This window comes from Sorangium sp. So ce362 (assembly GCF_051519845.1).
Taxonomy (GTDB): Bacteria; Myxococcota_A; Polyangia; order Polyangiales; family Polyangiaceae; genus Sorangium.
This window is the reverse complement of record NZ_CP150332.1, coordinates 4,990,442-5,013,023: the sequence shown is the minus strand read 5'-3', so window position 1 is coordinate 5,013,023 and position 22,582 is coordinate 4,990,442. Positions and strand designations below refer to the sequence as shown.

Genomic DNA, 22,582 nt, shown 5'->3' with positions numbered 1-22,582 from the left:
ATCAGACCTCCCGCCCCTGTGCGACCTCGGCGCCGGCTGGCCGGCGGCTCAGTCCCTGAGCCTCGCGGCGCCGATCCGCTCCGCGTGCGCCAGCACCCGCCGCGCGATGTCCGGACCCTCGCTCCGGCGATCCAGGTGCCGCGGGATGAGCCCGCGCTCCGCGGCCTCCCACAGCTCCGGCTGGGAGATCCCGGTCTCGGTCCGCGAGCGCAGCTGCGACAGGGAGATCTCGACCGTGGGCAGGAGGATCGGGCGCTGAGGATCGTGGAGGAGCGCCGGGTCGATGCAGCACGACAGATCGTTCGCCCCGCCGGAGCGCGCGTTCAGCGTGGGGATGTCGAAGCGCGCCTCCAGCGTGCGGATCACCGACGCGTGGTCGAGCACGGTGCTCACCGCGCAGCCTCTCCGGACGAACGGGCCCGCGACGATCGACGGCACCCGGAACCCGAGCTGGGAGAACAGCGGATCGTCGTCCGTCGCAGTGGGCGGCGCGACGTGGTCGAAGAAGCCTCCGTGCTCGTCGTAGGTGATCACGAAGAGGCACTGACCCCACTGCGGGCTCCTCGCGAGCGCGTTGTAGATGCTGGCGATGAGCACCTGCCCGAGCTGCACGTCGTGGTCGGGGTGATCGTCGTTCGCGGTGGCGCCGAAGAACTGGGGATCGATGACGGAGAACGCGGGGAGGAGCCCAGCGGCCGCGTCCTCGAAGAAGCGCTCGATCCCGGAGACGCCCTTGAACTTGAAGTACGCCCCCGAGCACCACGGCACGTCATGGTAGTAGTTCCTGCTCGAGATCCCCGCGTCGCTCAGCAGCTCGAACACGCTCGTGAAGCCGGTGACCGGCACGTTCCTGGAGACGCCCCTCGACGTGGCGCCGTGCAGGAAGAAGCGGTTGGGCCAGGTCGGTCCGAGCACCGAGCAGAACCAGCGCTCGCAGATCGCCGATGCGTCGGCGAGCGCGTAGAGGATCGGCAGGTGCTCCCGCACGTGATAGCCCATCACGTCGCGCTGATCCGGCCCGGCGTGGGCGGCGACGAACCCGTCGTTCATCCCTTGATTCCACTGCGCGTGGGCTGCGTCCCAGCTATGCGGCGGGTCGGCGGGCGTGAAGTTGTCGAGCTGGAAGGGCGAGATCCGCGCGCCGTCCGGCGCTCGGTTCGACTCGTTCCCTGTCAGGCCGTCGATCGGCCTGCCCTCCTTCAGCCGCAGCGAGCCGAGGTAGTGGTCGAACGAGCGGTTCTCCATACAGAGGACGACGATGGTGCTGATGGGCGCGAGCAGCTCTGCGGGGCTCAGGCCTCCCGTGTCGGCGCAGCGATCCGCAGGAGCGCCGCCGGCGCCGCCCGCTCCCGCCTGTCCCGAGCCGCCCGCTCCCCCTGCGCCGCCGGCGCTGCCCGCTCCGCCGGAACCGTCGCTCCCGCCCGAGCCATCGGTGCTCGAACCGACGTTCCCGAACATCGTCGCGCTCTCCGTGGCGGTGCATCCGAAGGTCGCGGCGCCGACCGCAGCGCCGAGCCCTGTCAGCACATGGCGTCGGGTCAGGGGATCACCCGGCGGTACATTCTGTTTTTTCATCACACACAGGATCCCCAGGAACGCAGGGCCGAGGAAGGACTTTTGGTCTGCCCTCGATTCGACAATGTCCCGCGTGTACCCTGGGTAACCGCCGAGCAACCGCAGCGTGATCCACGTGACCCTCCGCGCACACCCGCGCGACTGCCCACGTAACCAAGAAAACCTTTCTTTTCGCGAGGTCAGCGCGGTGATATGGGTAGAAGACGCGGGGGCCGACGTTTGCACTCTGTCCACTTCCGATGAGCTCGAATCCGCTCCCATCTACGCCCGCCGGGATTGATGCCGTCGAGAACGGCCGGTCGATGAGGCCGCTGAGACCGCTCCGGCTCTGCATCGTGGACATGAACAATGGCCACGTGAACCAGGCGATGCGCTGCCTGCGCGGGCTTGCCGCAACGTTCTTTGAACGTGTTCAGAAGCACAATCCTGGCGTATTTTGCGAGGTTATCGAGGCGTCTCCCCGGGACACAAACACACCCATCCCTACAGACTGTGATCTGTACCTCTCTTCGGGGGGCCCCGGCTCTCCGTTCGATGGAGAGGGCGAGCCGTGGACGCTCGACTTCGCGCGCCTGCTGGACGGCGTGGTCGAGTCGGCGGTCCAGGGGGGCGCGGAGCGGCGAGCGCTCTTCGCGATCTGCTATTCGTTCGAGCTCGTCGTCCATCACTACCGGCTGGCCGACGTCGTGCCGCGTGCTGATCGCAAGTTCGGGGTCATGCCTATCTACACGACCCCGCTCGGCCAGCAGCACCCGTTGCTGTCTCCGTTCGGCGATCGTCTCTTCGCCTTCGAGCACCGCAACTGGGAAGCGGTGAACCTCGACGAGCGCCGCCTGGGCTCCCTCGGTGGCCAGCTCCTCGCCCGCGAGAGCCGTGACGGGATCTCCAAGGGCCGGGCGATTCTCGGGCTGCAGGTCGCGCCGGGGCTCGAGGCGGTCCAGTTCCATCCGGAGGCGGATCGCGCCGGCGTCATGAGCTGGCTCGCGCGCCCTGAGCAGGCGGCCGCCTTCAAGGCGACCTATGGCGAGGTCACCTACCACGCGATGCTGCGCACCCTGGACGATCGAGGGAGGCTCGCGCGAACCTACGCGCTCGTGATCCCAGGTTGGCTCGGTCGCTGCTTCAACGAGATCGCCGGCCCCCGCGGCTACGCGGAGCTCCCGCCGGTCGAGGACATCCCGTGCTCACGCTTCGACGCGCACTGCCGCGCCGAAGATCCGGCCACGCCCTCCGCGCGACCGCCCGGCTCTGGCGAGCATGCCGCGCGCGGCGCCTGAGCAGAGCATCGAGGCGGCCTGCACAGGGGAGCTGCCCGATGCGGCACGCTGCTGAAACGAACGAGAAAGAAGGCGGCGGTAAAGGGGAGCGAGGCGCGAGGCGCGAGCGACGGGACACGGGAGTGGGGAGAGTGGGAGAGGGGAGAGCCCGGGGCGAGATAGAGGTGGAGAGCGGTGTGGCTGGGTGAGCCGCTGGCCGCGCTGGCCGCGCTGGCCGCGGACGAGCCGACGAACGACTGCTCGCGCCTTGCGCGCTGGCCTACCTGCGGCTTATGGTCACAGGATAAAGGATGAGCGCGAGCAGGGTTCGCGGGCCAGCATCCGGTGCCGGGGGTTCCTCGGGCACGCACTGAGAGAGAACGCATGAATCACTCGCGTCCGGCCGCTCCGAGGAGTCTACCTTCGCCGGACGTCCGCGAGCCGGGCGCGCCCGAGGAGGGGCACCGCGGCGACGCGTCGCCGGCGGAGGCCGCGGTCGCACAGCCCTTCGCGCCGGCCGAGGATCCTGACGCACAGGAGGCCCAGCCAGATTCGCAGCTGGGCGTGACGGATCCGATCGCCATGTCGCAGGTCCGTGACGCGCTGAAGCAGCTGAGCCGCGAGCGCGGGACCGAGCCGCACGTGCTGCTCATCATCTACCATCGGCACGGCGCCGAGACGGTGCAGCTGACCGACGGGGTCGGGGTCGTCGTGGGTCGCGATCCGAGCGCCGACGTCGCGATCCCCGAGCGCAGCCTGTCGCGGCGCCACGCGCGCTTCACGTTCCAGCGCGGCGACGTGCTCATCGAGGATCTCGGCTCGACGAACGGCACCTTCCTGAGCGGGCAGCGCGTGGAGCAGGGCACCCTGAAGCCCGGCGACGAGGTGGTGCTCGGGGAGATCACGGCGTCGTTGCGCGTCATCGCGAGCGCCGAGCTGCCGGTGCTCAACCTCGACGCGCTGGACGCGCGCCGCGGCGCCTTGGAGCGGAGAGAGCTGCCGAACGTCGACAACCTGATGGGCGGGCCGACGCCGGCCGGCGGCGTGCGCGCGGTCAACGACGAGGGGCTCGTGATGCGCAGCCCCGCGATGCGGCCGGTGCTCGAGACCGCCATGCGCCTCGCGCGCTCGTCCGCGCCCGTGCTGCTCCAGGGCGAGTCGGGGACCGGCAAGGACGTGCTCGCGCGCCTGATCCACGAGGCCGGCCCGCGCCACAGGAAGCACATGATCCGCGTCGGGTGCAGCGGCGTGCCCGCGCAGCTCCTGGAGAGCACGCTCTTCGGCCACGAGGCCGACGCCTTCCCGGGCGCCACCCAGGCGCAGGAGGGCGTCTTCGAGACGTGCGCGGGCGGCACCGTGGTGCTCGACGAGGTCGGCGATCTCCCGCCTTCCTCCCAGGCCGCGCTGCTGCGCCTCCTCGACACCGGGCGCATGGGCCGCATCGGATCGACCAGAGAGATCGAGGTGGACGTGCGGATCGTCGCGACCACGTACCGCGATCTCGAGGCGATGTGCGAGGCGGGCACGTTCCGCTCGGACCTGCTCTACCGGCTCAACGGGGTGCCGCTGCGCATCCCTCCGCTCTGCGAGCGGCGCGAGGACATCGGGCCGCTGGCGCAGCGCTTCCTCCGGCAGGCGAACGAAGCGCACCGGCGCAACGTGCGCTCGCTCGATCCGGAGACGCTCGCGCTGCTGGAGCAGTATCCCTGGCCCGGCAACGTGCGCGAGCTGCGCAGCGCCATCGAGCGCGCCGTCGTCATCGCGAGGGGAAACGTCATCACCCCGCTCGACCTGCCGGAGAGCATCAACGCCCTCGCGACGCGCAAGCGCTCCACGCCGCCGCCGCCGGACCGGCCTTTCGTCGAGATCGCGCCGCCCAGCTCCGCGCCGACGATCGGGCTCAAGGCGCAGATGGACCGCCTGGAGGCCGAGATCATCCTCGAGGCCCTCCGCGCGACCAACGGCAACCTGGCGATGGCGGCGCGGCGGCTCAGGATGCCGCTGCGCACGCTCCAGGAGAAGATCGCCAGCCAGGGCTTGAAGCGCTCCGATTACCGGGACGGCCCGCCCTCGCGGTCGAAGTAGGCCTCGAACGGGCGGAGCGCCGGCGGCTCAGCCTTCGTCCTCCAGCACCGCCAGGGCGGCGTTGCGCCCGCAGGCGCCGTGGACCCCGGCGCCGGGGTGCGCATAGGACGAGCCCAGGTAGAGGCCGCGGACCGGCGTTCGGTAGCGGAAGTAGGGGAACACCGGCCGGAAGAAGAGCTGATGCCGGATGTCGGCCGAGCCGCCGCCGAGATCGCCGCCGATGAGGTTTGCGTCCATCGCCTCCAGGTCGTCCGGCGCCCAGATCTTCCGGGCGAGGATCCGCTGCCGGAAGCCGGGGGCGAGCTCCTCGATCCGCGCCTCGATGCGGTCGGCGAAGCGCTCGCGCGAGGACGCCCAGCCGCCGTCGATGGAGGAGGGGACGCGCGAGTAGGCCCACAGGGTGTGGCGCCCGGCCGGCGCGCGGGTCGGATCGGCCAGCGACTGCTGCCCGATCACGAGGTACGGGTGCTCGGGGAGCGCGCCGGCGCGCACCTGCCGCGTGAACTCGGCGAGATCGTCGAGGCTGTCGCCCGCGTGCACGACCGCGGCGCGCGCGGCGTCCTCGTGGGACCACGGCGCCGGGCCGTCGAGCGCCCAGTCCATCTTGAAGGTGCCGAACCCCTGGCGGAACCGGCGCATGGCGCGCTGGACCCGGGCAGGGACGAGCTCTGCCGCGAGCAGGCGGAGGTAGAGCGTCGGCGCCGCGACGTCGGCGACGATCGCGCGGCGCGCGCTGATCTCCTCGCCGTCCGCGAGCCGGACCGCGGCCGCCCGTCCCTGCCTGGCGATGATCTGCTCGACCCGGGCGCCGCAGCGGAGGCTGCCGCCGCGCTCCTCGACGCGCCGGAGCAGGGCGCGCGTGATCGCGCCGGCGCCGCCCTCGGGCACCGCGAAGCCGCCGCTCGAGGCGAGCAGGGTGAGCATGAAGCCGACGATCGCGCCGCAGGGATCCTCCGGGCCGACGTCGGTGTGGAGGGCGAGGCCGGGGATCACCCGCCGGGCCGCCTCGGTCCGGAAGGTGCGCGTCGAGAAGCCGCGGCCGCTCGAGAGGGCCACCTGCGCGAGGCGGAGCAGGTTGAGGGGCCCGAAGCGGAGCAGCGCCCCGAGGGCGGGCGGCGTGGCCAGGAGCGCGTTCAGCAGCCGCTCGCGTGTGGCCGCGTGCCAGCCGGCGATCCGGCGCCACGCGGGGCCGTCCTCGCCGAGCGACCTCGCCGTCGCGTCGACGTCCCGCGCGATCGAGGCGCAGGTCCCATCGGGCGCCGGGTGAGCGCTGTCGATCGGCGCGTGCCGCCAGACGAGGCCGGCCCCCGGCAGGTCGAGCGGCAGCAGCGCGGGGCTCGTCTGCCCGAAGGGGAAGAACGCCGCGCCGAGATCGTGGTGGAACCCCGGGAGCGTCACCTCGCGCGTCCGCACGGCGCCGCCCGGCTCCTGCTCGGCCTCGAGCACGAGCACCGAGAAGCCCGCGCGGGCGAGGTACGCCGCCGCGGTGAGGCCGTTCGGTCCCGCGCCCACCACGATCGCATCGGGGTCTCTCTGCATCGTCCTCTGCGGCTCCTCAGCCCGCGAGCTGCGCGCTCGGCATGTTGCGGTTCGAGGCGATCGCCTGGCCGTTGCGCCCCACGACGAGCACGCCGACGGCGATCACGTCCGGGAACATCGCGACGCCGCGCTGCGCGGCGCGGGCGGGCGCGACGCCGTCGGCGAGCCAGTCATAGACCGTTCGCGCGAGGAGGCGTCGCGCGATCTCCTCGCCGACCCCGGTCGCCGCCACCGCCCCGTGCGGGCCGGCGTAGATCCCCGCGCCCATCAGCGGCACGTCCCCGACGCGGCCGCGGAGCGAGTAGGTCGACCCGCCCGTCGACGCCGCCGCGGCGAAGCGGCCGTGCGTGTCGCGCACGACGGCCCCGACCGTGTCGCACTCGACCGGCTCGGCGTCGAAGTTCCAGAACCGCGTCGCCGTGAGCGCGTGGAACCGCGCCGCGTCGTTCGTGTAGTCGCTGTCTCCCCCGCCGCCGCGCAGCGCGGCGAGGGCGCGGCCGTGCCTCTCGCGCGCCGCCTCGGTGACCGGCTCGTGGTCGGCGAACCCGAGCCGGCGCGCGAACGCGGTCGCGCCGGCGCCGGCGATGATCAGGTGGGGCGTCTCCATCACCTTCGCCGCGACCAGGACGGGGTTCTTCACCCGCTCGACGCACGCGACGGCGCCGAACCGTCCATCGCTGGCCATCACGGCCGCATCCATCTCGATCGTCTGCCCGTCGAGGCGGAGGTTCGAGCCTGTCCCGGCGTTGAAGCGCGGGTCGTCTTCCAGGCGGGCGGTCGCCGCGATCGCCGCCGCGAGCGCCTCTCCGCCCGCGTCCAGGGCGCCGAGCGCCTCATCGGCGGCCCTGGCGCAGCTGTCCGCGCCGTTCTGCGGCGCGGTCACCCCGCCGTGCGTGAGGATGACGTATTTCACGTCGTTCTCCTGCGCGTACCATGGCCACGCGCCGCCGCGAAGCCGGCCGGGCGCGCGGCGGCCAGGACGGGGCTCCGTCGCGCGGGGAGCGCGGGTCCGTCGAGCGGGGAGGCCGCGCGGCGCCCGGGCAGGGCCGCTGCGCTCGACACCCTGCCGCGCTCCTGATACGTCGCGCGCTCAGCCCGGAGCGGGGCCGGCGCCAGCTGACCGCCCGCCGCGGGAAGAGCGCGGCCAGGTCGAAGGCCGCCTGCGAAGCCGCCCAGCGAGGAGAGCAGAGACCGTGGCCAAGAACGAAGCGCCGAAGACCGCCATCACGCCCACGCGCAACGAGGACTACCCGGAGTGGTACCAGCAGGTCGTGCGCGCGGCCGACCTCGCCGAGAGCTCCCCCGTCCGCGGCTGCATGGTCATCAAGCCGTGGGGCTACGCGATCTGGGAGAACATCCAGCGCGAGCTCGACAGCATGTTCAAGGCGACCGGGCACAAGAACGCCTACTTCCCGCTGTTCATCCCGAAGTCGTTCCTCGAGAAGGAAGCGGAGCACGTCGAGGGGTTCGCGAAGGAGTGCGCGGTGGTCACCCACCACCGGCTGGTGCCCGGCCCCGGCGGCGGGCTCATCCCCGACCCCCAGGCCCGGCTGGAGGAGCCGCTCATCGTGCGCCCCACGTCCGAGACGATCATCGGCGCCGCGTTCGCGAGCTGGGTCCAGAGCTACCGGGATCTGCCGCTGCTCATCAACCAGTGGGCGAACGTCGTGCGGTGGGAGCTGCGGACGCGCCTGTTCCTGCGGACGTCGGAGTTCCTCTGGCAGGAGGGGCACACCGCGCACGCGAGCGAGGCCGAGGCGCGCGAGGAGACGCTGCGCATGCTCGGCGTCTACGCGACGTTCGCGCGCGACTTCATGGCGATGCCCGTCCTCGAGGGCCCGAAGACGGCGAGCGAGCGCTTCCCCGGCGCGGTCGACACCTACGCGATCGAGGCGATGATGCAGGATCGCAAGGCCCTGCAGGCCGGGACGAGCCACTTCCTGGGGCAGAACTTCGCCAGGGCGAGCGGCATCAAGTTCCAGACCAAGGCGGAGACCGAAGAGTACGCGTGGACGACGTCCTGGGGCGTGTCGACGCGCCTCGTCGGCGGCCTGATCATGACCCACAGCGACGACGACGGCCTGGTGCTCCCGCCGCACCTCGCGCCCGCGCACGTCGTGATCCTGCCGGTTTACCGCGGCGACGACACGCGCGCCAAGGTCGACGAGTACATCGATGGGCTCGCGAAGGAGCTCCGGGCGCAGCGCTTCGGCGAGCGGCGCGTCGAGGTCGAGATCGATCGGCGCGACATCCGCGGCGGCGACAAGCAGTGGGAGTGGGTGAAGAAGGGCGTCCCCGTCCGGATCGAGGTCGGGCCGCGCGACGTCGACGGCGGCGTGGCCATGGTCATGCGCAGGGACCGCTCGCCGAAGGAGAAGTCGAGCATGGCGCGCGCGGAGCTCGCGGGGCGCATCACCGAGATCCTCGCTGACATCCAGGCGACGCTCTACGGGCGCGCACTCGCGATGCGCGACGCGAACACGCATGTGATCAACAGCCGCGCCGATTTCGATGCGTTCTTCGCGTCGAAGGAGGGCAAGGAGTCGCAGGGTGGGTTCGCGCTTGCGCACTGGTCCGGCGATCCGGAGATCGAGACGGCGGTGAAGGACGCGCACAAGGTGACCATCCGCTGCATCCCGACCGGCGGGTTCGAAGGCGCGCCGTGGGCCGACGCGGTGACCGGCGAAGGGACGTGCATCTTCACCGGCAAGCCCAGCCCGCGGCGCGTGGTGTTCGCGAAATCTTACTGAGCAGAGGCGCCCGCCGGTTCACCGGGCGCGCTCGGCGTCGCCGGCGCGCCCGGCGCTTCGCCGGAGAGGACGCCGCGCGTCCCCTCGCAGCAGCGGCGCCTCAACGGCCGAGCGCGGGGAGCACGTGCTCCGCCAGGATCGCGGGGAGCAGCCGCAGCTGCGCGCAGTGTCCGCCGGGGCCCGCTCCGGCGTAACCGCGCACGTAGAGGCTGCCGCCGTCGTACATCCGGGTGAGCCGCAGCGCGTCTCCCGCTTCCTCGGCGCCGAGGCCCGGCGCCCCGGGCGGCGCGCCGTCGCCGCTGGAGGTCACCGCGATGGGGCTCGCTCCGAGCTCGCGCAGCAGGAAGGTGGCCACCTCTTTCGTGGACGCGTAGCCGCTCGTCGGGGTCTCGGTGTGCGTCAGGTAGAAGACGGGCGCGCCGCGCGCGGCGGCGTTCGCTAGGGCCACGTAAGGGGCAAGCTGGCCCTGCACGAGCGACGTCTGCCCAGGCATGTAGGAGCCATAGAGGGAGTCGAGCAGGATCAAGGCGTCGACGTGGCGGCTCCCGCGCTCGACGACCCTGCCGATCGCGCCCGACCCGGCGCTCCAGGACGACAGCACCAGGCGGCGTGCGCGCGCGCCCGTGATCCCGGCCGCAGCTCCGACCTCGCGGTCGATCGCCTGGAGCAGCGCGTCCCAGCCGCCGCCTTCGAGGGCGCGCGCGTAGGCGCTCGAGCGGGTCCCCAGATCGACCCCGGCGATGACAAGCTCCATGTCTCTGGGAGCCAGCACCTTTCGGATCGCCTCGGCGCCGTGAAAATGGACGAGCAGATCGTAGCCGCCGTCCGTCGAGATCGCGCGCGCCGGCGGGACGAGGAGCCTGCCCACCGGGAGGGGGCGCCAGCGCTCGTAGCCGCCGAAGCCGTGGTCGGCGAAGTCGCACCCAGCCTGCGCTTCGTGCTCGTCGAGCGCGATGCGCTCGGGCTCTCCACCCCTGGGCAGCGGCGACGGCTCCGCGGACGCGCTCGACGGCGCCGGGACAGGCGAGGCGCTGGGCTCCCGGCTCCGGCGCAACAGCAGGACGCTGCCCATGACGCCCAGGCTCGCTGCCAGGAGGAGCGCGTCGCGGAGCTGCCGCGCCCTGCGGCCGCTCAAAACCCGGGCGTGGTCACGGTCGGCACCCACTGCGTCGAGGGAGGCTTGCCCGGGGTTGGTTTGCGCGCGCTCGCGGCGGCCGATCCAGCGGCCGTCGCGCTCGGCGCCGCGGCTGCCGCCACGCTGCCCGCGCTGCGGCCGAGCCTCATGGCCTGCTCGGACGAGGCTGGCTGCGGCGCGGGCTGCCGCCGGAGCCACAAGATGCCTGCGCCGAGCATCGTCAGGAGCGCGAGCGCCACGGCTGCCGCCAGCGTCCCCGAGCGACGCCGCGTCGCGGGGGCCTCGATCGGGCCGAGCGGCGTCTCCTGGCCGGGCGAGCTCTGCTGGAGCGCCTCGGGCAGCAGCACCGGCTGCGGGAGCGAGGGAACGCTCGAGCGAACCGTGGGGAGCTGGGCGTCCGGGTGGCCAGGGGGGAGCTGCGTGAAGAAGAGCTCGCTGATGCTGTCGCGAACGAGCATCACCTCGGGCGGGTTCGACACGCGCTCGTCGAGCATGCGGATCGTGTCGCGCAGCGCGGTGCGCCGGCGCTGGTTGCGCTCTCCCAGCAGCCCCCGCACGAACGCCCCGACGTCGTGGTCCGTCACCGTCGGCTCCTTCGCCAGCACGGCCTCCAGCGCGCCCTCGAGCTCGAGCATCGTCTGATACCGCCTGTCGGGGTCCTTCTGGAGGCACGTCATCAGGACGTGATCCAGGTCGGGGGGGAAATCCGGGTTCTTCAGGAGAGGCGACAGCGCTGGCCGCGAGGTGATGTGCTTCAGCGTGAGGAGATCGTTCTCTGCGGTGAAGGGGTGATCTCCCGTCGTGAGCTTGTAGAGCACACTCCCCATCGCGAAGATGTCGGTGCGCCGATCGATCCGCTCGCCCCGCGCCTGCTCCGGGGACATGTACGGCACCTTGCCCTTGATCTGTCCCGCGGTCGTATCGTTGTGGGACCGGTTTGTCGCCTTGGCGACGCCGAAGTCCACGAGCTTCACGTGGCCGTCGTACGTCACGAGGATGTTCTGGGGTGACACGTCGCGGTGCACGAGCCCGAGCAGCTGATCGTCGCTCTGCGGGTCGCGGAGCTCGTGCGCGGCGTGCAGACCGAGGCACGCGCGGCTGAGGATGCGGAGCGCGATGCGCAACGGGATCGCCACGCCGCTCTTGTTCGCCGCCCGCGCGATGACCGACAGCGCCTCGCCGTCGACCCACTCCATCGCGATATAGAGGACGTCGCCCTGCTCCCCGAGGTCGAGGATCTCGGCGACGTTCGGGTGATGGATCCCCGAGGCGAGCCTCGCTTCTTCGAGGAACATCGACTCGAACTGGGCATCGTCCGAGAGCGACGGCAGCATCGTCTTGATGGCGACCGTCTTCTGGAAGCCGCGGAGGCCCTTGCGGCGTGCGGCCCACACCGTGGCCATTCCCCCCTGCGCGATGGGCAGGAGGAGCTCGTAATGCCCGAGCTCCTTTCCCGGCAACAGCTGGGGCTGGGGGATCATGACGTCGCGGCGCGCTCCTGGACGAAATGCAGGGACATCGGAAAGCTCGATCAAGTCTAGCATCCGGGCCCCGCAGGCGCGTTATGTGGTATTGCTTACATGAGTGCGGCTCGGGAGGTGTCCTCGCCGCGCCGGGAGATCAGGCGCCGGGCGGGACCGACTGTCCCCACAGCTGCTGGTAGATCTCGCTGAGCTTCTGGTGGGTCTGGGCCGTGAAGCCGTTGACCCCCTGGTGGGGCCAAGCGAAGCCGTCGCCCATGGCCTGATTGCACGAGAAGGAGATGAGCAGGTCGACCGGCGTGGGGTTGTTCGGCCGGATCATGGAGATGCCCAGGCCCGGGTAGAAGCAGTTGCCGCGGTCCGCGGTGAAGCTGTCCTCATCGCCGAAGATGTCGAGGATCTGGTCCTTGAGCTCCTCATCGCTGTCGCCGGTCGTGAGCTGACGCTGCTGGAGGATGACGAAGTTCTTGAAGCGGGGCTGAGCGGGCAGCACCGGCGTGCTCGCCGTCTGACCAGGGATGAGGTTGGGCGGGATCAGGCCGGGGAGCGCCTGCTGCAGCCCCTGGAGAGCGGCCTGGCCCATCTGCTGGAGCTCGGGCGGGATCCCCGGAATGAGGGTGGGGGCCTGGGTCGTCATGGGCGCGGGGGCCAGCTCCTGCCCCTGGAGGCGGAGCACCGTGATCTGCGCCTTGTCCATATCGTCGAACGGCGCCGAGCGGGCCGCGCAGCCGAAGACGAGGGGGGCGAGCAAGACGATGCCTGCGAATGTACGGGTGGTGAGGTTCATGTTCACTTTGACGGTCATCTAGCACGGCTATGCGCCGGAAGGTGAACAGCGACCGCACACGGAAGGCCCTCGCGCGGGTCCACCCCCGGGCGGGTTCACATGGTGCTCGCGCCGAACTCGTAGAGCGCCCGGATCTCGATCAGGCGCGCCATGATGTCGGCGCGCGTCACCGTCGCGATCCGCTGCGTGCCCACCGCCTCGACACAGAACGAGGCGGTCGCCGTCGCGTGGAGCATGCCGCGTCGGAGCGCGAGCGGCGTGAGCTCCGGCTGGCAAGCGAGGTAACCGATGAGCCCGCCTGCGAAGGCGTCGCCGGCCCCCGTCGGATCGACAACGTCCTCCAGCGGGAAGCCGGGCGCCGCGAACACGCCGTCCTCGTCGAAGAGCAGCGCGCCATGCTCGCCGCGCTTGATGATCAGCCGGCGCGGACCGCGGGACAGGATCTCCTTCGCGGCGCGCCGGATATTGTACTTGCCCGAGAGCTGGCGCGCTTCCTCGTCGTTGACCACGAGCGTGTCGATGCGGCGCAGCATCGCCGCGACCGCCTTCGGCTCGCCCTCGATCCAGAAGTTCATGGTGTCAGCGAGGACGAAGCGCGGCGAGCGGACCTGCTCGAGCACGTCGAGCTGGAGCGCGGGGTGGATGTTGCCGAGCAGGACGAAGGGCGTGTCGCGGTACGCCTCCGGCAGCTTCGGCGCGAACGACGCGAACACGTTGAGCTGCGTGTCGAGCGTCGTGCGATGGATGAGATCGGCGTCGTAGCGCCCGGCCCAGCGGAACGTCTTCCCCGCAGCGCGCTCGACGCCCTCGACGGCGATGCCCCGGGCGCGCATCGCCGCGAGGGTCCCCTCGGGGAAGTCGTCGCCGACCACGGCGACCGTGCGCACCGGAGCGAAGCACGACGCGGCGAACGACGAGTAGGTCGCCGAGCCACCCACGACGTTCCTGGCGCTGCCGGAGGGCAGCTCGAGATCGTCGAAGGCCATCGAGCCAATGATGAGGATCGCGGAGGAGGTCGTCACAGAAGCCTCTCAGTCAGGTTGGCGCGCAGCGGCTGGCTGCGCGGTTCGTTTCAGCGACACCGTCGCCGCGCCCGTGTGGCCGGGCGAGACGATGCCGGCCCGCTGCTCGCTGCCGCGGAGCGGGCGCGGCGACAGCCTTCGCCGCGGAGCACGCTCACTCCGCCTTCTGCCGAGGGCCGATGAGCCACTCGAGCCGTGCCTGCGCGTCGGGCGAGGTCGCGCCGGCCGAGGTCATGATGGATTTCTGCAGCACGTGGCGGGCCGGGCTCTGCGACACGTCGGGGAGGCTGTGGGCGAGGGTCTTCGCGACGTTCCGCGCATGCACGATGTTGCGGTTCAACACGGCGATGACCGCCTCGACGCTCACCGCCTCCTCGGTCACGTGCCAGCAGTCGAAGTCGGTCGTGAGCGCGAGCGTGGCGTAGGGGAGCTCGGCCTCGCGAGCGAGCTTCGCCTCGGGCAGGTTGGTCATCCCGATGACGTGCGCGCCGAAGGACCGGAACATGTGGCTCTCGGCCCGCGTCGAGAACTGCGGGCCCTCGATGCAGACGTAGGTGCCGCCGCGGTGGACGCGCGCGGCGGTGGAGCGCGCGGCGTCGTGGACGGCGCTCGCCAAGAACGGGCACACCGGATCGGCGAACGGCACGTGGGCGACCACGCCGTCGTCGAAGAACGTCGAGGCCCGGCGCTTCGTGAAGTCGATGAACTGGTCGACGACGACGAGGTCGCCGGGCTCGATCTCCTCGCGCAGCGAGCCGACGGCGCTCACGCTGAGCACGTGCGTTGCGCCGAGCATCTTCAGCGCGCAGATGTTCGCGCGGTAGTTGATCGTCGAAGGGGAGAAGCGGTGTCCGCGCCCGTGGCGCGGCAGGAACAGGACGGTCGCGTCGCCGCCCGTGACCTGGCCGCGGAGCACGACGTCGCTCGGCAGACCGAAGGGCGTGGACACCGAGACCTCCTCGACGTCCTCCAGCCATCCCATCTCGTAGAGTCCGCTGCCGCCGATGACGGCGAGCACGTCGTGCGTCGCGCTGGTGCTCATCGCTCGAACCTCCGCTCTGCGAGCAGCCGCTCGCAGAGCGCCGCGCGCCGCTGGCGGCGGCACCGCTCGGCGAAGACGAGCGACCTCAGCTGCTCGTACGCGCGGTTGATCTCGTCGTTCACGATCACGTAGTCGAAGAAGCCGTAGTGCTCGATCTCCCCCTTCGCGTTGCGGAGGCGCCGGAGCGTCGTCGGCTCGTCCTCGGTGCCGCGGCCGCGCAGGCGCCGCTCGAGCTCGGCGAGCGACGGGGGCAGGATGAACACCGCGACCGCCTCGGGCAGGCTCGCCTTGATCTGCCTCGCGCCCTGGTGATCGATGTCGAAGAGGACACCGCGCGCCGTGGCGCGGGCGATCTCGATCTCCTTCAGGCTCGTCCCGTAGAGGTGATCGTGCACGCGGGCCCACTCGGCGAACGCGCCGATGCGGATCATCTGCTCGAACGTGTTCGGGTCGACGAAATGGTACTCGCGGCCGTCGACCTCGTTCGGGCGCGGGCGCCGCGTCGTGTGAGAGACCGAGAAGCGCAGGTCGGGGAACTCGCTGCGCAACCTCCCGCAGAGCGTCGTCTTCCCGGCGCCGGACGGGGACGACACGATGAGGAGGAGGAAGTCGTCACTCAGTGCTTCGGTCGACATGCTCTCCTGTCACTCGATGTTCTGGACCTGCTCCCGCAGGCGTTCGAGCTCCACCTTCATCGCCACGACGTGATGGGAGATGGCGGCGTCCTGCGCCTTGGAGCCCAGCGTATTCGCCTCGCGTACCATCTCCTGAAGCAGGAAGTCGAGCCTCCTTCCGCAGGGCTCGCCGCCCGGCGCCGCGAGCGCGCCGCCGAACTGGTCGAGGTGGCTCCGGAGGCGGGTTACCTCCTCGGTGATGTCGCTGCGCTCGGCGAGCAACATCACCTCCGCCTCGATCCGCGTCGCCTCGAAGCCAGCCTCCACCCCGTGGAGCAGGCGCTCGACGCGCTCGCGCAGGCGCCGCCGGAGCGCCTCGCGCGCGTCGTCGGCGCGCGCTACGACCTCCGAGGCGAGCGCGCGGAGCGTCGCCACGCGCCCGCGCATGTCGCAGGCGAGCGCCTCGCCCTCGCGGTGACACATGCCCTCCATCGCGTCGATCGCGCGCTCGATCGCGACCTTGAGGGCGGCGCGGACGGCGGCGATCTCGTGGCCGCCGGCGGGCGCGAAGAGGTCCGGCACGGCGCAGAGCAGCGAGAGCGGCACGTCGGCGCCCGGCGCGAGCTCGTCGCGGAGCTCGGCGAGCGCGTGGAACGCCGCGCGCGCCTTCGACTTATCGAGCGTGCTCGGGGCCAGCACCGCCCCCTCGGTGCGCACGATGATCTCGATGCGGCCCCGGCGCAGGCGCTCGCGCGCCACCTGCTCGGCGAACATCGTCAGATCGACGAGCTCGCGCGGGAGCCGCGCGCGCACATCCAGGAAGCGCTGGTTCACCGAGCGGATCTCGGCGACGACGCGCCCCTCGGTGAGCGAAGCGTCACCGAGCCCGAAGCCGGTCATGCTCCGCACGCGCCGCCCCTCTCTACCTAGCTCGCCTGGGGCCCGGTGTCCGAGGCCGCCTGGGCCTTCGGCAGCGGAACCTTGCCACAGGTGACCGTGGTCGACGCGGCCGCGGGGCCCTTCTCACGGAGCGTCTGCAGGTACGTGACGGTGGGGGCGATGCCGTCCTCCCAGCGCACGCGGGGCTCGTACCCGATGAGCTCGGACGCGCGCGAGATGTCGGCGAGCGAGTGGCGGATGTCCCCCGCGCGGGCCGGGAGGTGCTCGATCGCGACGTCTCGCCCGAGGACCCGCGAGATCTCCTTGCAGAGCTCGTTCAGCCCGATCCTGCGGCCGCCGGCGATGTTGATGATCTCGCCCCTGAACTTCTTCGGCGACGTCGCGCCGAGCAGGTTCGCGGAGACGGTGTTCTCGATGAAGCAGAAGTCGCGCGTCTGCTCCCCGTCGCCGAAGATCGGGATCGGCCGGTTCTGCAACGCGGCGTCGATGAACCGCGGGATCGCCGCGGCGTAGGCGCCGTCCGGCGTCTGGTTCGGCCCGAAGACGTTGAAGTAGCGCAGGCTCAGGGTCTCCAGGCCGTAGATGCCCGCGAAGACCTTCATGTAGTGCTCGCAGGCGAGCTTCGTGACCGCGTACGGCGACAGCGGCATCGGCTCCATGCCCTCGTGCTTCGGGAGGACGGGCGTCTCGCCGTACGCGCTGGAGGACGCGGCGAAGATCACGCGGCGCACGCCCTGCCGGCGCGCGACGTCGAGCACCGTGACCGTGCCGCCGACGTTGACGGCGTTCGACTCGACCGGCGTCTCCACGCTGCGCGGGACCGACCCGAGCGCGGCCTGGTGGAGGATGACCTCGACCCCCTTCGCCGCCGCCGCGACCGCCGCCGCATCCCGGATGTCCCCGGTGATGCGCTCGATCAGCGACTGGTGCGGGAGCCCGTCGAGGTTCTCCCAGCGGCCCGTCGCGAGGTTATCGAGGACGCGGACCCGCTCCCCGGCGGCGGTCAGCGCCGCGGCGAGGTTGCTTCCGATGAACCCGGCACCGCCGGTGACCAAGTAGCGAGGCGTGGACATGTGCGTGCTCCCCAGCGGGCGCCTACTTCTTCTTGAAAAGGTTGTCGAGCTTGGAGCGCGAATCCGCGATGCGCTTCGAGTTATCTTCCGGTACGCCGTTCTTGAACGTGAAGAAAGTACAATAGTTCGCGCTTTCCCGATCCGGGATGTACTCGGCGATGTGCTCTTTGCACTGGTTATGCGCAGCCGGGTCCCAGTTCTCGCAGTTCTTGCAGCAGTGGAGGTCGACACCGCAATGGGGGCAGGTGTCCGCGCGCTGGAGCTTCACCTCGAAGATGAGCTCGTTCTTGCATTTATGACAGAAGTGCCGCTTCGCCTCGACCTTGGGAATCCAGCTCATGATGTCCTCCGGTACCACGGCGGCGCCCGATCTGGCAGGCCGAACGTTCCACACGGGGAATGGTCGCAGACGGTGCGCTCCTATCCTACAGAAGCATTCCTGTGGAACGGGCGCCGCGGCGCGGTTCGGGCGAGGTCTCGCTGGATCGACGGACGTCAGGGGCGGCCTGCTCGCCCTGCGGCGAGCTCGTCCGCCTGACGCCGGCGACTACAGCAGCCCCTTGCGGCGCTGGATCTCGCCCATGACCCGCTGGTACTCGACCTCCCAGGTGCGGGAGCCTTCCTGCACGTGGCGGAGCTTGCCGCGCACCTCGGTGTCGAGCGCCTCGTCCATCTCGAGGTACTTCCGCAGGATGGGCCTCATCCGGCGCCGCAGGTCGTGGTCCTCGACGAACACCTCCCCGACGTTGTTCGAGTGCATCAGCATCTCGAGCAGCTGGTCGAGGAGATAATCCATCGTTTCCTCGCCGGTCTTGATCCCCTTCTGCTCCGCGGCCAGGCGCTTGACCCGGTTGAACTCGCCCTGGGGCAGCCCGCGTGCCTGGAGGATCTCTTTCGCCCGCTCGGTCGCTTCCCGCTCGGCGTGCAGGTAGCTCGTGAACACCGACTCGACGTCGAGCGCGACCTCTTTTCTCGACTCGACTTCGATGTCACGGTTGTCCACGAGCGCGCGGACGATTTCTTCTGTGAGAGGAGTAATTTTGCCGCTAAAGAGGCGCATCCAACGTCCGTAGCTGGAGGAGCGGTCGAACTGGCTCCCCCGTGCAGGGGTTCATTCACGGGGCATGCCCGGCTCAAACCGAAAGGTACGGGCCGCGTCTCCGAGATGTCAACGCAAGTGGGAGGTTCCGGCACACAAGTCGGTGCCCCCCGGCCGGCGGGGCCCTCAGGGAACAGCAGGACCGCGACACCGCAAACCGCAGGAGCAGCCGCGATGATGATGGGTAAGGATGCGATGGCACGGAGCGTCAGGGTCCAGCCTGGCGCACTCGGGAACGACGGTGGACTCGACCTGGACTCGCGCAAGCGACGGGTTGTCCGGCGTGGGGCGATCGGCAATGCGGCATCCCCGGCCACGCAGGCGGCGCTGGCCGACGGGGGGACGATTCAACGCGTCGCGAAAGGGCGTCACCTCGTGACGCAGGGCGACGCGGCGACCGCCCTCGCGATGCTCAGCCTCGGCCGGGTCCGGCTGGTACGAGGGATGAGCGACGGGCGCAGCCTGTCCCTCGGTTACAGAGGGGCCGGCGACGTGCTCGGCGAGGCCGCGCTCGGGGGCGTCACCGCCCACCGGGAGAGCGCGATCGCCACCGAGGACGTCGAGGCGCTCATCGTCCCCCTGACGACGGTGCGCAACCTGATGGCGAGCGACGCCAACTTCGCCGCGGCGATCGTGACCACGCTGGTCGAGCGCCACACGGACACCGAGGAGCGCCTGGCCTCGATGCTCTTCCGCAACGTGGAGGCCCGCCTCTGTGAATTCCTGCTCAAGGCCGCGACGCGCTGGGGCATCCCCGATCCGCGCGGGGTGCTCATCTCCGCGCCGTTCACCCATCAGGAGATGGCGAGCATGATCGGCTCCACGCGCGAGACCGTCACGCTCACCCTCGGCGATCTCCGCCGCAAGGGGGTGATCGAGATCGATCGCCGCCGGATCGTCGTCCTCGATCGCGATGCGCTGAAGAGTCGCATCTGAGCTCGCTCGCACGGCGGCGTCGCTGAGGGACCGCGCGTCTCCTCCTCCACGCACGCCCGTCACTGCCCTGGCTGCTCGCTCGGCGGCCCCTGCGTCGATAGCCCGACTGCTCCCGGCCTCGCAGCGGCGTCCGCCTCCCTGCTCCAAGCGTTGCTTCCTCCAGGGACCCCCCATCCAGGGATCCTGCGGGCCTCTCCAGCTGCCCGCTGGGCTCTCGCAGCTCCATCCCGCGCCGCGTGCCGTGACGACGTCGCTGCCACGCCTGCGGGTAGTGCCTCGCGCGATCGGCTCCGCGTATGCTCGCGCCTCGCGCCTCGCGCCTCGCGCCTCGCGCGATCGGCGCGCGGTTGCGCCCCGCGCGCGCCGATGGCCCTGTCGATCGGGAGCGTACGCCGCGCCCGCGCTGCGGCGCGCCTAGCGGTCGCGCTTGGGTCCGCCGCTCACCGGGTCGCGGGTGGAGCGCACGCCGAGCTTGAGCCTGCGCATGACCGCGTACTTCTGCCGCTCTTTGTACCTGGCGTGGCTCGCCTCGCCGATCTCGTTCGCCGCCTCGGTCTCGCGGTCGATCAGCTGGAACTCGCAGAGGACGAAGATGATCGGGCCGAGCGCCCAGGCCGCGGGCGGCGCCATGTCGAGGATCTCGGCGGGGAGGCGCACCGGCAGATCGACGACGAAGTGGATCACGCGGTAGCTCCGATCGCTGAAGCTGTTGTCGCCCGCCGTCAGCCCGTCGTCGACGTCCGTCTGCAGCGCCTCGAGCATCGGCTCGAGGAACGGCCGCGCCTCGCAGTAGCTCCGGAACCGCAGGATCGTGTTCGTGCTCTCGCCGGGCACGACGTAGTTGAACGGGAACAGGCGCTCGGAGAGATAGAGGAGGACGGGCAGCAGATCGTCCACGGTGCGGCAGACGATGCGGAAGCGGAGCTTGTCGTAGATGGCCGCCGCGGTCGTGTCCGTCTTTGACAGCAGCTTCGTGTAGAGCGAGTCCTTGTTCTTCCGCCCGCCGATGAACTCGGTGATGGGGAAGCCCGCCGCGAGCATGCCGCCGATCACCCGGTACACCTTCTCCTCGACGAGGTGGAAGACGTCCTGGTCCGACATCGGGATCGAGAACAGGAGCTCGCGCCCGGCCAGGTGATGGATGATGTGCATCGCCTTGAGGATCGTGCAGGCGCAGAGCTGGCGGTGGCCCTTGCCCGAGGCGAGCATCAGGATCTCCTCCACCGACGCGCGCGCGACAGGGCTCGGGATCGGGAACTCGAAGTGGCGGCGCAGGTACGCGATCGCCTCGTTCTTGACGCTCTCGAGGTGGGCGCGATCCCCCGGCTCGTCGGGGCGGAACTCCTGCGCGAGCAGGAGCTCGCGCGCGTCCTGCTCGCTCTGAAGGTTGAGCCTCCGCCAGTCGATGACCGATTCGCCGCGCAGGATGAGGTGCACGGACTCCAGGTCCATGAGCGTGAACTCTTCAAGCCGCTTGAGCCGGCCGACGGAGGCGTCGTGCGTCATGACCTCACGCCCCCCGAGCGTAAGCGCCGGCGCGGTCGAGCGCTCGGGAAAGCGTCGCGTCGACGTGCGGCAGGTGGCAGTTGGGCGAGAAAATCAGGAGACAGGGGCGTTCGGCGGGGCGGGGCGAGAGCTCGGAGCACGCCCGAGCGAAAGGGTCCCGAGGAAGATGCCGATCGTCAATGCCACGACGGCCGCGTGGCCGAGGTACGCGCCACTGCAACCAATGGCGGCGAACGGGGCGAGCGCAGCCAGATACCACGGGGTGATCCTCATCGGTTTTCCTTCTCCGCCTCCAGCGGCACTGTAAAGGCCGCATGGTCGCTCCCTCCGGGGGGGCACCACGATGCTTCACGGTTGTCCCGGTCAGAGCGTGTAAGTGGTTGTAGGATAAGGTGCCACGCCCTGCTGCTGCGGGCCAAGAAGTAGCGGTTCCGGGGTGAACGCATCAAGGGAATTCGTTCTCATATTCCATTCCCATCCGAACCGCCGCCACGGCTTGCGCTAAAAACAGAACAAAAACAAATGCTTGTCGCAAAAGTTGAAACTTTTGCATCAAGGCTGCGCGCGGTCCGCTGGACGCGAAGTGATGCCTCAGGGACACGCTTCCAACTCACGGCAGTGCCTTGCTTGTCAGTTTCCGGGAGTCAACGGTCTCGTGCCCCCGCCGACAGCGGCCGGCGAGGGCGCGGAGCGCCGGTCCTCCGGAGGCTGTCGCGCGCTTCAGGAGGGCGCTGTTCAGTGCACGAAGAGCGTGATCCGGGAGGTGTCCGCCAACGTGACGGTCCGGCTCACGACGTCGTACCCGCGCTTCCGGCCGACGGCGATCTCGACATGGTAGAGGCCGTCCGGAAGCGACACCTTGGTGAGGACCGTCCTCGGCGCCGTCCCCTCGGCGAACTGCCACGAGCTGTCGATGACCGGCGCGGCGTCGGTCGCAGGCTGACCCGAAGATGGATCCGTCCAGGTCACGTCGAGCCGCACGACCGTCGCCGCGTCGTCCAGCCGCAGCTCGACCTCGCGTTCCTCGGGTAGGTTCTTGAAAAGGACGCTCCCCGCGAACAGCGCGCCCAGGACAAGGATCGCCGGAGCGAGCCGCCGGACCCAGCGCGGGCGCCCCACCGGCGCGGCCGGCGGTTCTTCGGGTGCGGCCGGCGGTTCTTCGGGTGCGGCCGGCCGTTCTTCCGGCGCCTGATCGAGATCCTCCTGTGAGGTCGAGCTCATCGGGGTTCAGCGCGCTTTGCCGGTGCGGATCCGCTTCACCAGGCCGTCGATCACCTGCTGCGGCAGGTCGAAGGCGGGCATCTTGTTCTTGCCCTTCCGGATCGCCTCGGCCACCTGGGCGTCGGTCACCCGCTCCTGCCACGCCGGGTTGGTGAGGTCCGGGGCGCGGACCATCGGACCTTGCGGGCCATCGCCGCGGCCGGCCCTGCCGTGACAGCTGGAGCAGTTCCGCTGCCAGGCGAGCTCGATCAGCCCCGGGTCGGTCTCGTTCGAGGCGATCGGCCGCGCGGCCACCTTGCCGCCCTGCCCCGCGTTGGGGCTCGGCGGATCGTGATCGGCCGGCGTCCACTCGCGGACGTCGCCCGTCCCGGGGTCGCAGCCGAAGAGGCCGAGCGAAAGGACGGCCGTGAAGAGGAGGCTGCCCAGGGGCTTGTCGTGGCGTCTCCGCATGTCGTGGAGGAGTACGGATAGTGAAGATGGTGGGGGAGGCAAGCAAAGAAGGACAACAAGACGACGTCCGCCGCCGGCGCGCCCGGAGGGACGCGGCGCGGCGGCGAGCGG

At 70.6% G+C, this 22,582-nt stretch carries 21 protein-coding genes; 4 read left to right on the top strand and 17 right to left on the bottom strand.

Annotation, left to right across the window (positions count from 1 at the left end; genetic code table 11):
• Window positions 1-48: 48 nt before the first annotated feature.
• Complete coding sequence (locus WMF17_RS19430; protein WP_437650694.1) at window positions 49-1,575, bottom strand: alkaline phosphatase family protein; 1,527 nt, start codon at window positions 1,573-1,575, stop codon at window positions 49-51.
• 302 nt (window positions 1,576-1,877) lie between these two features.
• Between WMF17_RS19430 and WMF17_RS19425 the strand changes: the two genes are divergently transcribed.
• Both WMF17_RS19425 and WMF17_RS19420 read left to right on the top strand, forming a co-directional pair.
• Window positions 1,878-2,852 (top strand): hypothetical protein, encoded by a 975-nt coding sequence (locus WMF17_RS19425; RefSeq protein WP_437603566.1) that lies wholly within the window; start codon window positions 1,878-1,880, stop codon window positions 2,850-2,852.
• A gap of 363 nt (window positions 2,853-3,215) precedes the next feature.
• On the top strand, window positions 3,216-4,916 hold the full coding sequence (locus WMF17_RS19420; RefSeq protein ID WP_437603565.1) for a sigma 54-interacting transcriptional regulator: 1,701 nt from the start codon (window positions 3,216-3,218) through the stop codon (window positions 4,914-4,916).
• Between the two features lie 27 nt (window positions 4,917-4,943).
• Here WMF17_RS19420 and WMF17_RS19415 read toward each other — a convergent pair whose 3' ends face one another.
• Window positions 4,944-6,455 (bottom strand): phytoene desaturase family protein, encoded by a 1,512-nt coding sequence (locus tag WMF17_RS19415; protein WP_437603564.1) that lies wholly within the window; start codon window positions 6,453-6,455, stop codon window positions 4,944-4,946.
• 16 nt (window positions 6,456-6,471) lie between these two features.
• Entirely contained in the window at window positions 6,472-7,368 is an 897-nt protein-coding gene (locus tag WMF17_RS19410; protein ID WP_437650693.1) for an isoaspartyl peptidase/L-asparaginase, read from the bottom strand.
• Window positions 7,369-7,648: 280 nt separating this feature from the next.
• Between WMF17_RS19410 and proS the strand changes: the two genes are divergently transcribed.
• Entirely contained in the window at window positions 7,649-9,205 is a 1,557-nt protein-coding gene (gene proS / locus WMF17_RS19405; protein ID WP_437603562.1) for a proline--tRNA ligase, read from the top strand.
• Between the two features lie 100 nt (window positions 9,206-9,305).
• On the opposite strand, the gene WMF17_RS19400 is transcribed toward proS, so the two are convergent.
• The 10 genes from WMF17_RS19400 to WMF17_RS19355 all read right to left on the bottom strand — a co-directional run bounded on the left by WMF17_RS19400 (window position 9,306) and on the right by WMF17_RS19355 (window position 18,319).
• Window positions 9,306-10,340 carry a hypothetical protein gene (locus WMF17_RS19400; RefSeq protein WP_437603561.1) on the bottom strand — a complete coding sequence of 345 codons (1,035 nt, stop codon included), beginning with the start codon at window positions 10,338-10,340 and terminating at the stop codon, window positions 9,306-9,308.
• Window positions 10,337-11,821: a serine/threonine protein kinase gene (locus WMF17_RS19395; protein ID WP_437603560.1), complete on the bottom strand. Its 1,485-nt coding sequence runs from the start codon at window positions 11,819-11,821 to the stop codon at window positions 10,337-10,339. The genes WMF17_RS19400 and WMF17_RS19395 overlap by 4 nt, the downstream gene beginning before the upstream one ends.
• A 139-nt stretch (window positions 11,822-11,960) precedes the next feature.
• A complete protein-coding gene (locus tag WMF17_RS19390; protein WP_437603559.1) occupies window positions 11,961-12,626 on the bottom strand; it encodes a hypothetical protein in 666 nt (221 codons plus the stop codon).
• Between the two features lie 77 nt (window positions 12,627-12,703).
• Window positions 12,704-13,630, bottom strand: a complete 927-nt coding sequence (locus WMF17_RS19385; protein ID WP_437650692.1) for a PfkB family carbohydrate kinase — start codon at window positions 13,628-13,630, stop codon at window positions 12,704-12,706.
• Window positions 13,631-13,784: 154 nt separating this feature from the next.
• Entirely contained in the window at window positions 13,785-14,672 is an 888-nt protein-coding gene (gene mtnP, locus WMF17_RS19380; protein ID WP_437603557.1) for an S-methyl-5'-thioadenosine phosphorylase, read from the bottom strand.
• Complete coding sequence (gene gmk, locus WMF17_RS19375) at window positions 14,669-15,307, bottom strand: guanylate kinase (RefSeq protein ID WP_437603556.1); 639 nt, start codon at window positions 15,305-15,307, stop codon at window positions 14,669-14,671. Before gmk ends, mtnP begins: the two co-directional genes overlap by 4 nt.
• 9 nt (window positions 15,308-15,316) lie before the next feature.
• Window positions 15,317-16,186 (bottom strand): YicC/YloC family endoribonuclease, encoded by an 870-nt coding sequence (locus tag WMF17_RS19370; RefSeq protein WP_437604278.1) that lies wholly within the window; start codon window positions 16,184-16,186, stop codon window positions 15,317-15,319.
• 26 nt (window positions 16,187-16,212) lie between these two features.
• The gene (locus WMF17_RS19365) at window positions 16,213-17,259 is read right to left on the bottom strand and encodes an SDR family oxidoreductase (protein WP_437603555.1); all 1,047 of its coding nucleotides are present in this window, start codon (window positions 17,257-17,259) and stop codon (window positions 16,213-16,215) included.
• A 22-nt stretch (window positions 17,260-17,281) separates the two neighbouring features.
• On the bottom strand, window positions 17,282-17,599 hold the full coding sequence (locus WMF17_RS19360) for a hypothetical protein (protein WP_436618698.1): 318 nt from the start codon (window positions 17,597-17,599) through the stop codon (window positions 17,282-17,284).
• A 207-nt stretch (window positions 17,600-17,806) separates the two neighbouring features.
• On the bottom strand, window positions 17,807-18,319 hold the full coding sequence (locus WMF17_RS19355) for a DUF507 family protein (RefSeq protein WP_437650691.1): 513 nt from the start codon (window positions 18,317-18,319) through the stop codon (window positions 17,807-17,809).
• A gap of 105 nt (window positions 18,320-18,424) precedes the next feature.
• On the opposite strand from WMF17_RS19355, the gene WMF17_RS19350 reads away from it, so the two are divergent.
• Entirely contained in the window at window positions 18,425-19,294 is an 870-nt protein-coding gene (locus tag WMF17_RS19350; protein ID WP_437603553.1) for a Crp/Fnr family transcriptional regulator, read from the top strand.
• 414 nt (window positions 19,295-19,708) lie between these two features.
• Here WMF17_RS19350 and WMF17_RS19345 read toward each other — a convergent pair whose 3' ends face one another.
• The 4 genes from WMF17_RS19345 to WMF17_RS19330 form a co-directional block, all read right to left on the bottom strand.
• Window positions 19,709-20,800 carry a TIGR04552 family protein gene (locus WMF17_RS19345; RefSeq protein WP_437603552.1) on the bottom strand — a complete coding sequence of 364 codons (1,092 nt, stop codon included), beginning with the start codon at window positions 20,798-20,800 and terminating at the stop codon, window positions 19,709-19,711.
• Between the two features lie 93 nt (window positions 20,801-20,893).
• On the bottom strand, window positions 20,894-21,073 hold the full coding sequence (locus tag WMF17_RS19340) for a hypothetical protein (RefSeq protein WP_437603551.1): 180 nt from the start codon (window positions 21,071-21,073) through the stop codon (window positions 20,894-20,896).
• Window positions 21,074-21,535: 462 nt separating this feature from the next.
• Entirely contained in the window at window positions 21,536-22,021 is a 486-nt protein-coding gene (locus WMF17_RS19335) for a hypothetical protein (RefSeq protein ID WP_437650690.1), read from the bottom strand.
• Window positions 22,022-22,027: 6 nt separating this feature from the next.
• Window positions 22,028-22,471 carry a c-type cytochrome gene (locus WMF17_RS19330; RefSeq protein WP_437650689.1) on the bottom strand — a complete coding sequence of 148 codons (444 nt, stop codon included), beginning with the start codon at window positions 22,469-22,471 and terminating at the stop codon, window positions 22,028-22,030.
• Between the last annotated feature and the right edge of the window lie 111 nt (window positions 22,472-22,582).